This window comes from Pseudomonas sp. E315 (assembly GCF_055406205.1).
In genome coordinates, this window is record NZ_JBUZPJ010000015.1 from 63,950 (window position 1) to 77,789 (window position 13,840).

Annotated in this window: 11 protein-coding genes and 1 pseudogene; 8 read left to right on the top strand and 4 right to left on the bottom strand. The window is 56.7% G+C overall.

Features of this window, described 5'->3' with window-relative positions:
* Positions 1-16 precede the first annotated feature (16 nt).
* The 4 genes from murA to hisC all read left to right on the top strand — a co-directional run bounded on the left by murA (position 17) and on the right by hisC (position 4,633).
* Complete coding sequence (murA, locus tag ACZRJQ_RS18740) at positions 17-1,282, top strand: UDP-N-acetylglucosamine 1-carboxyvinyltransferase (protein ID WP_463979821.1); 1,266 nt, start codon at positions 17-19, stop codon at positions 1,280-1,282.
* A gap of 182 nt (positions 1,283-1,464) precedes the next feature.
* Complete coding sequence (gene hisG, locus ACZRJQ_RS18745; RefSeq protein WP_463979822.1) at positions 1,465-2,100, top strand: ATP phosphoribosyltransferase; 636 nt, start codon at positions 1,465-1,467, stop codon at positions 2,098-2,100.
* Between the two features lie 149 nt (positions 2,101-2,249).
* Entirely contained in the window at positions 2,250-3,578 is a 1,329-nt protein-coding gene (hisD, locus tag ACZRJQ_RS18750; protein ID WP_463979823.1) for a histidinol dehydrogenase, read from the top strand.
* A 2-nt stretch (positions 3,579-3,580) separates the two neighbouring features.
* On the top strand, positions 3,581-4,633 hold the full coding sequence (hisC, locus tag ACZRJQ_RS18755) for a histidinol-phosphate transaminase (RefSeq protein ID WP_463979824.1): 1,053 nt from the start codon (positions 3,581-3,583) through the stop codon (positions 4,631-4,633).
* An 83-nt stretch (positions 4,634-4,716) separates the two neighbouring features.
* Here the strand turns inward: hisC and algW are convergent, their stop codons facing one another.
* Positions 4,717-5,874, bottom strand: coding sequence for a Do family serine endopeptidase AlgW (gene algW / locus ACZRJQ_RS18760; protein WP_463979825.1), 1,158 nt, complete (start codon positions 5,872-5,874; stop codon positions 4,717-4,719).
* 101 nt (positions 5,875-5,975) lie between these two features.
* On the opposite strand from algW, the gene ACZRJQ_RS18765 reads away from it, so the two are divergent.
* The 3 genes from ACZRJQ_RS18765 (at position 5,976) to cysN (ending at position 9,785) form a co-directional block, all read left to right on the top strand.
* The gene (locus tag ACZRJQ_RS18765) at positions 5,976-6,734 is read left to right on the top strand and encodes a Nif3-like dinuclear metal center hexameric protein (protein ID WP_463979826.1); all 759 of its coding nucleotides are present in this window, start codon (positions 5,976-5,978) and stop codon (positions 6,732-6,734) included.
* A 225-nt stretch (positions 6,735-6,959) separates the two neighbouring features.
* The gene (cysD, locus tag ACZRJQ_RS18770; protein WP_463979827.1) at positions 6,960-7,877 is read left to right on the top strand and encodes a sulfate adenylyltransferase subunit CysD; all 918 of its coding nucleotides are present in this window, start codon (positions 6,960-6,962) and stop codon (positions 7,875-7,877) included.
* 9 nt (positions 7,878-7,886) lie between these two features.
* Positions 7,887-9,785: a sulfate adenylyltransferase subunit CysN gene (gene cysN, locus ACZRJQ_RS18775; protein ID WP_463979828.1), complete on the top strand. Its 1,899-nt coding sequence runs from the start codon at positions 7,887-7,889 to the stop codon at positions 9,783-9,785.
* Between the two features lie 108 nt (positions 9,786-9,893).
* Here the strand turns inward: cysN and ACZRJQ_RS18780 are convergent, their stop codons facing one another.
* The 3 genes and pseudogenes from ACZRJQ_RS18780 to ACZRJQ_RS18790 form a co-directional block, all read right to left on the bottom strand.
* A complete protein-coding gene (locus tag ACZRJQ_RS18780; protein ID WP_463979829.1) occupies positions 9,894-10,799 on the bottom strand; it encodes an acyltransferase in 906 nt (301 codons plus the stop codon).
* Positions 10,800-12,899 (bottom strand): phosphate acetyltransferase, encoded by a 2,100-nt coding sequence (pta, locus tag ACZRJQ_RS18785; RefSeq protein ID WP_463979830.1) that lies wholly within the window; start codon positions 12,897-12,899, stop codon positions 10,800-10,802. It lies immediately after the preceding gene.
* 61 nt (positions 12,900-12,960) lie between these two features.
* A pseudogene (locus tag ACZRJQ_RS18790) lies at positions 12,961-13,308 on the bottom strand (DUF3565 domain-containing protein).
* On the opposite strand from ACZRJQ_RS18790, the gene ACZRJQ_RS18795 reads away from it, so the two are divergent.
* Positions 13,277-13,762, top strand: coding sequence for an FKBP-type peptidyl-prolyl cis-trans isomerase (locus tag ACZRJQ_RS18795; RefSeq protein ID WP_463979831.1), 486 nt, complete (start codon positions 13,277-13,279; stop codon positions 13,760-13,762). The pseudogene ACZRJQ_RS18790 and the gene ACZRJQ_RS18795 sit on opposite strands and share 32 nt — an antisense overlap.
* The last annotated feature ends 78 nt before the right edge of the window (positions 13,763-13,840 follow it).

Here is a 13,840-nt window from a genome sequence, read left to right on the forward strand (position 1 = left end):
TGGCGTCGAGATTGTTATGGATAAATTGATTATTACTGGCGGTGCCCGTCTTGATGGCGAGATCCGCATTTCCGGGGCAAAAAACTCTGCCCTGCCGATTCTGGCTGCAACCTTGCTGTGCGATGGCCCGGTTACCGTAGCCAACCTGCCGCACCTGCACGACATCACCACCATGATCGAGTTGTTCGGTCGCATGGGCATTGAGCCTGTGATCGACGAAAAACTCAGCGTCGAGATCAACCCCAATACCATCAAAACTCTGATCGCTCCGTACGAATTGGTTAAAACCATGCGTGCTTCGATTCTGGTGCTGGGCCCGATGGTTGCGCGTTTCGGTGAAGCCGAAGTAGCTCTGCCTGGCGGTTGCGCTATTGGTTCGCGTCCTGTTGATCTGCACATCCGTGGTCTTGAAGCCATGGGCGCAATCATCGACGTCGAAGGCGGCTACATCAAAGCCAAGGCGCCTGAAGGCGGTTTGCGTGGCGCCAACTTCTTCTTCGATACCGTCAGTGTGACTGGTACTGAAAACATCATGATGGCTGCTGCATTGGCCAAGGGCCGCAGCGTACTGCAAAACTCGGCGCGTGAGCCTGAAGTCGTCGACCTGGCTAACTTTCTGAACGCTATGGGCGCCAAGGTTAGTGGTGCAGGCACTGACACCATCACGATCGATGGCGTTGAGAAGTTGCACCCAACTACTTACAAGGTGATGCCAGACCGTATCGAGACCGGTACTTATCTGGTTGCTGCTGCCGTGACCGGTGGCCGTGTGAAGGTTAAGGACACCGATCCAACCATCCTTGAAGCGGTGCTTGAAAAGCTCAAGGAGTCCGGTGCCGAGATCACCACGGGCGAAGACTGGATTGAGCTGAACATGCACGGCAAGCGTCCTAAAGCTGTGAACGTGCGCACCGCGCCGTACCCGGCATTTCCGACCGACATGCAGGCACAGTTCATTTCGCTCAACGCCATTGCCGAAGGCACAGGCGCTGTGATCGAGACCATCTTTGAAAACCGCTTCATGCACGTGTACGAACTGCACCGCATGGGCGCCAAAATCCAGGTCGAAGGCAACACTGCCATCGTCACCGGTACTGAAACACTCAAGGGCGCGCCTGTCATGGCGACCGACCTGCGTGCTTCGGCCAGCTTGGTGATTTCGGCACTGGTTGCTGAAGGCGACACCCTGATCGACCGCATCTACCACATAGACCGTGGCTACGAGTGCATCGAAGAAAAACTGCAAATGCTGGGTGCCAAAATTCGCCGCGTTCCGGGCTAGTTTTTGGTGTCAGACATCTTGGGCACACGGACCGTGTCCAGTCGCCAGGTGACGTAAACGCCCAAAAGCGCTACTTTACCTGGCCTTGAATCGTTCAAATCGAGCCTGCTTATCAGGCTCGATGCTTGTCCGGCACCGATTGTGCCCGGGCATAAGTACCCTGATAAGGACTTACGTTTCCCATGCTGACCATTGCACTGTCCAAGGGCCGTATCCTTGACGACACGTTGCCGCTTCTGGCTGAAGCGGGCATTGTGCCGACCGAGAATCCGGACAAAAGCCGCAAGCTGATCATCCCGACCTCCCAGCCTGATGTACGTCTATTGATCGTACGTGCCACTGACGTGCCAACGTACGTTGAGCATGGCGCCGCAGACCTGGGTGTCGCGGGCAAAGATGTGCTGATGGAATACGGTGGCCAAGGGTTGTACGAGCCGCTGGATCTGCGAATTGCTCAATGCAAACTGATGACCGCAGGTGCCGTTGGCGCTGTAGAGCCTAAGGGTCGCCTGCGAGTGGCGACCAAGTTCGTCAACGTAGCCAAGCGCTATTACGCCGAACAAGGCCGTCAGGTCGACATCATCAAGCTGTATGGCTCGATGGAACTGGCCCCGCTGATTGGTTTGGCCGACAAAATCATCGACGTAGTCGATACCGGTAACACCTTGCGTGCCAATGGCCTGGAACCTCAGGAATTCATTGCCGCCATCAGCTCCCGTCTGGTGGTTAACAAGGCATCCATGAAAATGCAACACGCCCGCATTCAAGCCCTGATCGACACCCTGCGCAAAGCAGTGGAATCGCGACATCACGGCTGACTCATCTGCGCGACCTTGAGTCGCGCCCATCTATCCGCGTAATAGCCAGAAATCTCAGGTGCCCACGCGGACAGCTTGGTAGTCTTGGGGCGCCTGAGCTCAGCAACATCATTAATTCTAAGCATTCGCCAATTACCGAGGCCCTCGCTATGACCGCTCCCACTGCCATTCGCCGACTCAACGCTGCTGACCCGGACTTCGCGCAGCATCTGGATCATTTGCTGAGCTGGGAAAGCGTGTCCGACGACTCGGTCAATCAGCGTGTGCTCGACATCATCAAGGCCGTGCGTGAGCGCGGTGACGCAGCACTGGTTGAGTTCACCCAGCGTTTCGACGGCTTGCAAGTGGCTTCGATGGCGGACTTGATCCTGCCACGCGAACGACTCGAACTGGCGCTGACCCGCATCACCGCGCCTCAACGTGAAGCGCTGGAAAAAGCCGCTCAACGTGTGCGCAGCTACCACGAAAAGCAGAAACAAGACTCTTGGACTTACACCGAAGCCGACGGCACCGTGTTGGGCCAAAAGGTCACGCCGCTGGATCGGGCAGGCCTGTATGTGCCGGGTGGTAAGGCCTCGTACCCATCGTCGGTGTTGATGAACGCAATTCCTGCAAAAGTGGCAGGCGTCACCGAAGTGGTGATGGTCGTACCCACTCCGCGCGGCGAGATCAATGAACTGGTGCTGGCAGCGGCCTGCATCGCGGGTGTGGATCGTGTGTTTACCATCGGCGGCGCGCAAGCAGTGGCTGCGCTGGCTTACGGCACCGAGAGCGTGCCGAAAGTCGACAAAGTGGTTGGGCCGGGCAACATCTATGTCGCCACTGCCAAACGTCACGTTTTTGGTCAGGTGGGCATCGACATGATTGCCGGGCCTTCGGAAATCCTCGTGGTGTGTGATGGTCAGACAGACCCGGACTGGATCGCCATGGACTTGTTCTCCCAGGCCGAACACGACGAAGACGCACAAGCCATTTTGGTCAGCCCGGATGCCGAGTTCCTCGATAAAGTGGCCGCGAGTATCGCCAAACTGCTGCCTACTATGGAGCGTGCCGACATCATCAACACCTCAATCAATGGCCGGGGTGCGCTGATTTTGGTGAAAGACATGCAGCAAGCCATCGACGTGGCCAACCGCATTGCGCCTGAGCACTTGGAGCTGTCTGTCGCTGACCCGCAAGCCTGGCTGCCGCAGATCCGCCACGCGGGCGCGATCTTTATGGGGCGTCACACCAGCGAAGCGTTGGGTGACTATTGCGCAGGCCCGAACCACGTATTGCCTACTTCCGGCACAGCGCGTTTCTCGTCGCCGCTGGGTGTTTATGACTTCCAAAAGCGTTCGTCGATCATCTTTTGCTCCGAGCAAGGCGCATCTGAGTTGGGCAAAACGGCCTCTATTCTGGCCCGCGGTGAGTCGCTGACAGGGCACGCCCGTAGCGCCGAATACCGGATCATCGCTGACACCGAACAGGGGCAATAACTATGAGCAAGTTTTGGAGTCCATTCGTTAAAGCACTGGTGCCTTACGTGCCGGGTGAGCAACCGAAGCTGGCCAAGCTGGTCAAGCTCAACACCAACGAAAACCCCTACGGGCCTTCGCCTAAGGCGTTGGCCGCGATGCAGGCCGAGATCAACGACAACCTGCGTTTGTACCCCGACCCTAACAGCGACCTGCTTAAGCAGGCGGTCGCTGACTATTACGATGTGCAGACCAATCAGGTGTTTCTCGGTAACGGTTCTGATGAAGTGCTGGCGCACGTGTTCAATGGTTTGTTTCAGCACGATAAACCGCTGCTGTTCCCGGACATCAGCTACAGCTTCTATCCGGTTTATTGCGGCCTGTACGGCATTGAGTTCGACGCGGTACCGTTGGATGCGCAGTTTCAGATTCAACCTGCGGACTACGCCAAGCCCAACGGCGGGATCATCTTCCCCAATCCAAATGCGCCAACGGGTTGCCTGTTAGCGTTGGACGCTATCGAGCACATGCTCAAGGCCAACCCTGACTCCGTGGTTGTGGTGGATGAGGCGTATATCGACTTTGGCGGCGAAACGGCCATCAGTCTGGTGGATCGCTACCCAAACCTGTTGGTCACGCAAACCTTGTCAAAATCTCGCTCGCTGGCTGGATTGCGTGTGGGGCTGGCGGTAGGGCATCCGGATTTGATCGAAGCTCTGGAGCGGATCAAAAACAGCTTTAACTCTTATCCGCTAGATCGTTTGGCTATCGTGGGGGCGGCGGCTGCGTTTGAAGATCGTGCTTACTTCAATCAAACCTGTCAGGCCGTGATCGACAGCCGTGAGCAGGTGGTGGGGCAATTGAAGGCGTTAGGCTTTGAGGTGTTGCCCTCGGCGGCGAACTTTATTTTCGCGCGTCACCCGGAGCATGACGCAGCGGCGCTGGCAGCCAAGTTGCGCGAGCAAGGCGTGATCGTGCGCCACTTCAAGCAACTGCGTATTGCACAGTTCTTGCGTATCACCATTGGTACGCCAGAGCAGAACGCGGCGTTGATTGAAGGGTTGTCTGATTTGTAATCAGAACCTGTAGATACTGGCGCAGGCTGCGATCTTTTAATCTAAAAAATCGCAGCCTACGGCAGCTCCCACGGGCTAATGGGTCAATCTTCAGACTGCGGTGGCTGTTCTTGCGGTGGCCGCAGGCCAACTTCGGCGGTGAGGTTTAGCTCTTTACCGTTACGCATCACCTGAATGCTGATTTTGTCCGATGGCTTGATACGTGCCACCTGATTCATCGAGCGACGACCGTCGCTCGCCAGCGCACCATCAATACTCATAATCACATCGCCCAATTGCAGGCCCGCTTTTTGCGCCGGGCCGTCTCGGAAGATCCCCGCCACTACAATGCCTGGGCGCCCGCTCATGCCGAACGACTCCGCCAAGTCAGGCGTCAACGGTTGCACTTCAATCCCTAGCCAGCCGCGAATTACCTGACCATGCTCGATGATCGACTTCATGACTTCCATTGCGAGGTTGATTGGAATGGCAAAACCAATGCCTTGTGACCCTCCCGACTTGGAAAAAATCGCTGTATTGATCCCGGTCAGATTGCCGTTGGCATCCACCAGCGCGCCTCCGGAATTACCAGGGTTGATCGCAGCATCGGTCTGAATGAAGTCTTCGTAGTTATTGAGGCCCAACTGGTTACGGCCTGTGGCACTGATGATGCCCATTGTTGTGGTTTGGCCCACCCCGAACGGGTTACCAATGGCCAGTGCAATGTCGCCGATACGCAGGGTGTCGGAGCGGCCAATGGTGATGGAGGGCAGGTTTTTCAAGTCAATTTTGAGCACGGCCAGGTCGGTCTCGGGATCGCTGCCGATCACGCGAGCCAGTGTTTCGCGGCCGTCCTTAAGTGCCACCACAATTTGATCAGCTCCCACGGTCACGTGGTTATTGGTCAGCAAATAGCCTTCGGGGCTCATGATCACGGCCGAACCCAGGCTGGACTCCATGCGCTTTTGCTTGGGCGCGTTGTTGCCAAAAAAGTGGCGAAATTGCGGGTCTTCAAACAAGGGGCGGGCGTTTTTGTTCACCACTTTGGTGGTGTACAGGTTGGCCACTGCGGGGGCTGCGCGGGTAACGGCATCGGCGTAAGTCACCGGGCCCTGTTGCATGTACGCAGTCTGAGGCGCTTGTTGCAGATTAACGTCCAGGCTCGGCAGCCCGACCCACTGGGGGTAACGCTGAATAATCAGCAAAGCGATAAGTACGCCGGCCAGCAGCGGCCAGCCAAAAAAACGCAAAGCCTTGAGCATTGAACTAAGTCCTGAAGGTTGCAGAGCCACCATGACGGCCCATAATGGCGGCCATTATACGAGGGCCGAACGGCTCTGAACGCTATATTTAGGAGTCTTTTATGGCTGTCGCCCTGAGCACGCTGGTAGAAGAAGCAAATCGTTACCTCAATTGCGCTGCAATCAGCGATTACTGCCCCAACGGCTTGCAGGTTGAAGGTCGCCCGCAAGTGCTGCGCATTGTCAGCGGCGTCACGGCCAGTCAGGCATTGCTTGATGCGGCGGTCGAGGCCAAGGCTGACTTGGTGTTAGTGCACCACGGCTATTTCTGGAAGGGCGAAGACCCATGTGTCACCGGCATGAAGCAGCGCCGCCTCAAAACCCTGCTCAAGCACGATATCAGCTTGTTGGCGTATCACCTGCCGTTGGATTTACACCCTGACGTGGGCAACAACGTGCAGTTGGCGCGTCAGTTGGACATTACAGTTGAAGGCCCGCTGGACCCCAGCAACGCCAAAGTGGTGGGGCTGGTGGGGTCTTTGAGCGAGCCGGTGAGTGCTCGCGATTTTTCCCGCCGCGTGCAGGACGCCTTGGGGCGCGAGCCCTTGCTGATCGAAGGCAGCGAGATGATTCGCCGCGTAGGTTGGTGCACCGGCGGCGGTCAGGGTTACATCGACCAAGCAGTGCTGGCGGGTGTTGATTTGTACCTGAGCGGCGAAGCGTCAGAGCAAACCTTTCATAGCGCCCGCGAAAACGACATCAGCTTTATTGCCGCCGGGCATCACGCCACCGAGCGTTATGGCGTGCAAGCCTTGGGCGACTATTTGGCCCGACGATTTGCGCTGGAACATCTGTTTATCGATTGCCCTAACCCAATCTGACCCTTGGTCCGTAGTCGCTGGCGCAGCCTGCTATCTTTTGATCCACATAAAAGATCGCAGGCTGCGCCAGCGCCTACGGATCGAGCGTGAATGGCCAAACCCGTCGATCTATTCTTAGACCTTTTCGATCTAGTTGGCGCCCTCAATAGAAGAAGGTGCTGTGCTAGCATTCGACCCTCGAACACGGCCCGCAGGCCGTTCATAAGATAGCTTTCGTGAGTAGCCATGGTCGACAAACTGACGCATCTGAAACAGCTGGAGGCGGAAAGCATCCACATCATCCGCGAGGTGGCTGCCGAGTTCGATAACCCGGTCATGCTGTACTCGATCGGTAAAGATTCCGCCGTGATGCTACACCTTGCACGCAAGGCATTTTTCCCTGGCAAGTTGCCGTTTCCGGTGATGCATGTCGACACCCAGTGGAAATTCCAGGAGATGTACAGCTTTCGCGACAAGATGGTCGCTGAGCTGGGCCTTGAGTTGATCACTCACGTCAACCCGGACGGCGTGGCGCAGGGCATCAACCCTTTCACTCACGGCAGCGCTAAACACACTGACATCATGAAAACCGAGGGCCTTAAGCAGGCGCTGGACAAGTACGGTTTTGATGCTGCCTTCGGTGGCGCGCGTCGTGATGAAGAGAAATCCCGCGCCAAAGAGCGTGTGTATTCGTTCCGTGACAGCAAGCACCGCTGGGACCCGAAAAATCAGCGCCCTGAGTTGTGGAACGTCTACAACGGCAACGTCAACAAGGGCGAATCGATTCGTGTGTTCCCGTTGTCCAACTGGACCGAACTCGATATCTGGCAATACATCTACCTTGAAGGCATCCCGATTGTGCCGCTGTATTTTGCGGCCGAGCGTGAAGTTATCGAGAAGAACGGCACGCTGATCATGATCGACGACGAGCGCATCCTTGAGCACCTGTCTGATGAAGACAAGGCGCGTATCGTCAAGAAAAAGGTCCGTTTCCGTACACTTGGCTGCTACCCGTTGACTGGCGCGGTAGAGTCCGAGGCCGAAACGCTGACGGACATCATCCAGGAAATGCTCCTGACGCGTACTTCCGAGCGCCAGGGCCGAGTCATCGATCACGATGGCGCCGGCTCCATGGAAGATAAAAAACGTCAGGGTTATTTCTAAGGGGTTGTCATGTCGCACGTATCTGATTTGATCAGCGAGGACATCCTCGCCTACCTGGGCCAGCACGAGCGCAAAGAGATGTTGCGCTTTCTGACCTGTGGCAACGTCGATGACGGCAAGAGCACCCTAATCGGGCGCCTGCTGCACGACTCCAAAATGATCTACGAAGACCATTTGGAAGCCATTACCCGCGACTCGAAAAAAAGCGGTACCACGGGCGATGATATCGACCTGGCGCTGCTGGTAGATGGCCTGCAAGCTGAACGTGAGCAGGGCATTACCATCGACGTGGCGTACCGTTATTTCTCGACTGCCAAGCGCAAATTCATCATCGCCGATACCCCGGGCCATGAGCAGTACACCCGCAACATGGCCACCGGTGCGTCCACCTGCGATCTGGCGATCATTTTGGTCGACGCCCGTTATGGCGTGCAGACCCAAACCCGCCGTCATAGTTTTATCGCCTCGTTGTTGGGCATAAAACACATCGTTGTGGCCATCAACAAAATGGACCTCAAAGGTTTTGATGAAGGTGTGTTTGAGTCGATCAAGGCCGACTACCTGGCGTTTGCTGAAGGCTTGAAGATGAAGCCGACCAGCCTGCACTTTGTGCCGATGTCTGCCCTTAAAGGTGACAACGTGGTGAACAAGAGCGAGCGTTCGCCTTGGTACACCGGCCAGTCGTTGATGGAGATTCTCGAAACCGTAGAAATCGCCGCCGACCGCAACCTGACCGATCTTCGCTTCCCGGTGCAATACGTCAACCGTCCGAACCTGAACTTCCGAGGCTTTGCCGGCACCTTGGCCAGCGGCATCGTGCACAAGGGTGACGAAATTGTTGTGCTGCCGTCGGGCAAAAGCAGTCGGGTCAAATCCATCGTCACCTTTGAGGGCGAGCTGGAGCACGCAGGGCCGGGTCAAGCGGTCACGCTGACTATGGAAGACGAAATTGATATTTCTCGTGGCGACTTGTTGGTGCATGCCGACAATGTGCCGCCAGTGACCGACAGCTTCGAAGCCATGCTGGTGTGGATGGCCGAAGAGCCAATGCTGCCGGGCAAAAAGTACGACATCAAGCGCGCTACTAGCTACGTGCCGGGTTCGATTGCCAGCATCGTTAACAAAGTCGATGTGAACACCCTCGAAGAAGGCCCGGCCAGTGCTTTGCAACTGAACGAGATCGGCAAAGTCAAAATCAGCCTGGACGCCCCGATCGCGTTGGATGGTTATGAAAGCAACCGCACGACGGGCTCGTTCATCATCATCGACCGTTTGACCAACGGCACAGTGGGCGCGGGCATGATCGTCGCTCAACCATTGAGTCACGGCACCGCGACGCATCACGGCCCGTTGGCGCATGTGACGACTGAAGAACGTGCTCAGCGTTTCGGTCAGCAACCGGCCACCGTGTTGTTCAGCGGCTTGTCGGGCGCGGGCAAAAGCACGTTGGCGTATGCCGTTGAGCGCAAGTTGTTCGACATGGGGCGTGCAGTGTTTGTATTGGACGGCCAGAACCTGCGCCATGACCTGAACAAAGGTTTGCCGCAGGATCGCGCTGGACGCACCGAAAACTGGCGTCGTGCCGCCCACGTGGCACGTCAGTTCAACGAAGCTGGCTTGCTGACACTGGCGGCGTTCGTTGCACCGGATGCTGAGGGGCGTGAACAGGCCAAAGCGCTGATCGGCAGCGATCGTTTGCTGACCGTCTACGTTCAGGCGTCTCCGGCAGTGTGTGCCGAACGTGACCCGCAGGGGCTGTACGCAGCGGGCGGCGACAACATTCCGGGTGAGTCCTTCCCGTATGACGTACCGCTCAATGCTGACTTGGTGGTAAACACCCAGTCACTGACCTTGGATGAAGGCGTCAAGTTAGTGTTGGACTTGTTGCGTCAGCGCGGCGCGATTTAAACGCCGGCGTGACCAAAAAGCCCGCCACCGAGTGATCGGTGGCGGGCTTTTTGTTGAGACGACTTTAGGTTCAACACAACCGCTGTAGCAGCTGCCGCAGGATTTGTATCAGGTTTTCGGGTACTCGCGATGCAGTTCATCCAGCAACTGATCTTTGTCTTCCCACAGGGTGTTGATCCAACCCTGAAACGCTAATTTGTATTCGGCGTCCTGGTCGTAGTTTTTGCCAATAAATTCAGCCGGGATATTCAGCTCTTCAAATACCACCACCACGTCTTTCACGTTGCCGCACAGCAGATCCCAATACCCCGGACGCCCGCCCGGGTAGTGAATGGTCACGTTGACGATGGACTTGAGCTGTTCGCCCATTGCGTCCAGCACAAAGGCAATGCCGCCCGCTTTTGGTTTGAGCAGGTAGCGGAACGGGGAGTTTTGTTGCGCGTGCTTGGCTTCAGTGAAGCGGGTGCCTTCAACGAAATTGAAAATCCCCACCGGCTGATTTTTGAACTTCGCGCAGGTTTTACGCGTGGTGGCCAAATCCGCGCCTTTTTTCTCCGGGTGTTTGGCCAGATACGCTTTTGAATAGCGTTTCATGAATGGAAAGCCCAGTGCCCACCACGCCAAACCAATCACTGGCACCCAGATCAGTTCTTGCTTGAGAAAGAACTTTAACGGGCGAATACGTTTGTTGAGCACGTATTGCAGCACCATGATGTCAACCCAGCTCTGATGGTTGCTGGTCACCAGATACGAATGCTCGTAGTCCAGCCCTTCAAGGCCTTTGATGTGCCAGCGGGTGTTGCGCAGCAAGTCCATCCACAGTTTGTTGTTGCTGACCCAGGCCTCGTGGATATGGCGCATCAGCCAATCGGTAACCCGTTGCGCGGCTGCAAACGGCAGGCACAGTTTAAAAATGGCGACCACAAATAATGGCGTGCAACACACGATGGTGTTGATCGCCAACAGCAGGGAAGCAATGACGCCGCGTAGCGGCGCAGGCAGGAAGTCCAGCATTTACACATCCATAGGTCGGTTGGCCGCTTGAATCGCCGTAAGGGCGATGGTGTAGACGATGTCGTCCACTTGCGCGCCGCGTGGCAGATCGTTCACCGGTTTACGCAGGCCTTGCAGCATAGGGCCTAGGCTGACGCAATCAGCACTGCGTTGTACGGCTTTGTAGGTGGTGTTGCCGGTATTTAAGTCCGGGAATACAAACACAGTAGCGCGGCCTGCCACTGGGCTGTTAGGCGCCAATTGTCGAGCCACCGCTTCGTTGGCTGCTGCGTCGTATTGCAGGGGGCCATCAATGAGCAGCGTGCGCTGCGTTTCGTGTGCTAGCAGTGTGGCTTCGCGGACTTTTTCGACCTCTTCACCGCTGGCCGACTCGCCGCTGGAGTAGCTGATCATCGCCACACGTGGCGTGATGCCGAACGCAGCAGCAGAATCAGCGCTTTGCAGGGCAATTTCGGCCAGCTCTGTGGCTGATGGATGCGGGTTCATCACGCAGTCGCCGTACACCAGCACTTGTTCAGGAAACAACATAAAGAACACTGACGACACCAGCGTGCAGCCGGGCGCGGTTTTAATCAGCTGCAAGGCAGGGCGGATGGTGTTGGCGGTGGAGTGAATAACCCCCGAGACCAACCCGTCGACTTCGTCTAGCGCCAGCATCATGGTGCCGATTACCACTGGGTCTTCCAGTTGTTGCTCGGCCATTGGGGCATTGAGGCTTTTGGTTTTACGCAGCGCCACCATCGGTTCAACGTACCGAGCACGAATCAAATCCGGGTCGAGGATTTCCAACCCCACTGGCAACTCAAAGCCATGCGCCTTGGCCACGGCCTCAACGTCCGAGGGTTTGGCCAGCAACACGCAGCGAGCAATGCCGCGAGCATGGCAGATAGCAGCTGCTTGCACGGTCAGCGGTTCACTGCCTTCTGGCAGGACGATGCGTTTATTGGCTTGCTGGGCACGCTGAATCAATTGATAGCGGAACACAGCAGGCGTCAGGCGCATTTCCCGCGGGGTGCCACAGCGCTGATGCAGCCAGTTGGCGTCGAGGTGGCTGGCCACAAAGTCGGTGATGATTTCGGCACGCTCGCGGTCATCAATCGGGATTTCCTTGTTCAGCTGATTAAGCTGATTGGCGGTGTCGTAAGAACCCGTGCTGACCGACAACACCGGAAGCCCGGCCTGTAGCGCGCCACGGCACAGCTCCATCAAGCGCGGGTCGGGTTTGGTGTCGCTGGTCAACAGCAAGCCCGCCAGTGGCACGCCGTTCATCGCGGCCAGGCTCACGGCCAGAATGATGTCATCGCGGTCGCCGGGGGTGACGACCAGCACGCCGGGCTTAAGCAATTGCAGGGTGTTGAGCACCGTGCGGGCGCACAAGATGATTTTCGACATGCGTCGGGTTTCATAATCCCCGGCATTGAGCACTTGAGCGCCAAGCAGCTCGGCCACATCGCGGGTGCGCGGGGCATTGAGCTCAGGCTGATACGGAATGCAGCCCAATAGCTTGAAGTCGCCACTGCGCAGCAAGGGTGAATGTTCTTTAAGGCGCGCTGCGAAGGCATCCATGCTCTCTTCGGTGCGCACCTTGTTAAGGATGACGCCCAGCACTTTCGGGTCTTTAGGCCCGCCAAATAACTGTGCTTGCAGCTCTACTCGACCAGACAGTTCAGTCAGCACTTCGTTTTCAGGTGCCGAGACCAGAATCACTTCGGCATCCAGACTTTTGGCCAAGTGCAGGTTGACCCGTGCGGCGTAGCTGGCGCTGCGGGTTGGCACCATGCCTTCGACGATCAGCACATCCTTGCCGATAGCGGCTTCTTGATAGAGGCTGATGATTTCTTCTAGCAACTCGTCGAGTTGGCCGTCACCGAGCATGCGCTCAACATGGGCCAAACCCAATGGCTTGGGTGGGTTGAGGCCGTGAGTACGGGCGATCAGTTCGGTGGAGCGCTCAGGGCCTGTATCGCCCGGATGCGGTTGGGCAATGGGTTTGAAAAATCCGACTTTCAAACCCGCGCGTTCTAGCGTTCGAACTAGCCCCAGGCTAATAGATGTCAGGCCAACACCAAAATCGGTGGGGGCGATAAAGAAAGTTTGCATGCGAGCTTCCTGACGTGAGCAGTGCAAGGGCAAGGGCCCATCAACGGTGCCTGTGCCTGAATCAATTGCCAAGATTAGCGCTATCTGCGCCTTGAGCACACCAGCCACAGGCAAAGGGTTGGCCTATTTTTGCCTGACGTTGTTGTGGGTCAAGTACCCAAGCGCGTGATTGCCAGGGCGGTAGATGACGATGGTGCTGGGTGTGGCCGCAGGAAAGTACAGCGACCCAGTGCTCCTCTTCGTCTTGACGCCAGCCAATGATCGTTGAAGTTTTCAAAGTAATCCGTTGGTCTTGGTTGTGTTGGGTTGTGTTCGCTTTCGGGCGTTTGCTTGGTTAAACTTGCGCACTCTTTATTTTTTGCAAAAGGTCTCGCCCCATGACGATCGCCGCCAATAAGGCTGTCTCCATCGACTATACCCTGACCAACGACGCTGGTGAGGTCATCGACAGCTCCGCCGGCGGCGCGCCGCTGGTTTACCTGCAAGGCGCAGGTAACATCATTCCGGGTCTGGAAAAGGCACTGGACGGTAAAGCTGTTGGTGACGAGCTGGAAGTAACCGTTGAGCCAGAAGACGCTTACGGCGAATACTCGGCTGAACTGGTTAGTACTTTGAGCGCCAGCATGTTCGAAGGCGTTGACCAACTGGAAGTGGGCATGCAGTTCCACGCTTCCGCGCCAGACGGCCAAATGCAGATCGTGACGATCCGTGATCTGGACGGCGACGACGTAACAGTTGACGGCAACCACCCATTGGCTGGTCAGCGTCTGAACTTTAAGGTTAAGGTTGTTGCTGTTCGTGACGCGAGCGAAGAAGAAGTTGCTCACGGCCACGTTCACGGTGAAGGCGGTCATCAGCACTGATAACAGCTGCTAAGCTCACTTGAGCTAGCCAGGAAAGGGCGCCTACGGGCGCCTTTTTTCATCCTTCAAGCGTATGGC

Bases quoted from the DNA above. Each gene is read 5' to 3' on its own strand.
- hisG (WP_463979822.1), top strand. From the start codon at position 1,465: ATGCTGACCATTGCACTGTCCAAGGGCCGTATCCTTGACGACACGTTG.
- cysD (WP_463979827.1), top strand. From the start codon at position 6,960: ATGGTCGACAAACTGACGCATCTGAAACAGCTGGAGGCGGAAAGCATC.
- pta (WP_463979830.1), bottom strand. From the start codon at position 12,899: ATGCAAACTTTCTTTATCGCCCCCACCGATTTTGGTGTTGGCCTGACA.
- ACZRJQ_RS18780 (WP_463979829.1), bottom strand. From the start codon at position 10,799: ATGCTGGACTTCCTGCCTGCGCCGCTACGCGGCGTCATTGCTTCCCTG.
- cysN (WP_463979828.1), top strand. From the start codon at position 7,887: ATGTCGCACGTATCTGATTTGATCAGCGAGGACATCCTCGCCTACCTG.
- ACZRJQ_RS18795 (WP_463979831.1), top strand. From the start codon at position 13,277: ATGACGATCGCCGCCAATAAGGCTGTCTCCATCGACTATACCCTGACC.
- algW (WP_463979825.1), bottom strand. From the start codon at position 5,874: ATGCTCAAGGCTTTGCGTTTTTTTGGCTGGCCGCTGCTGGCCGGCGTA.
- hisC (WP_463979824.1), top strand. From the start codon at position 3,581: ATGAGCAAGTTTTGGAGTCCATTCGTTAAAGCACTGGTGCCTTACGTG.
- ACZRJQ_RS18765 (WP_463979826.1), top strand. From the start codon at position 5,976: ATGGCTGTCGCCCTGAGCACGCTGGTAGAAGAAGCAAATCGTTACCTC.
- murA (WP_463979821.1), top strand. From the start codon at position 17: ATGGATAAATTGATTATTACTGGCGGTGCCCGTCTTGATGGCGAGATC.
- hisD (WP_463979823.1), top strand. From the start codon at position 2,250: ATGACCGCTCCCACTGCCATTCGCCGACTCAACGCTGCTGACCCGGAC.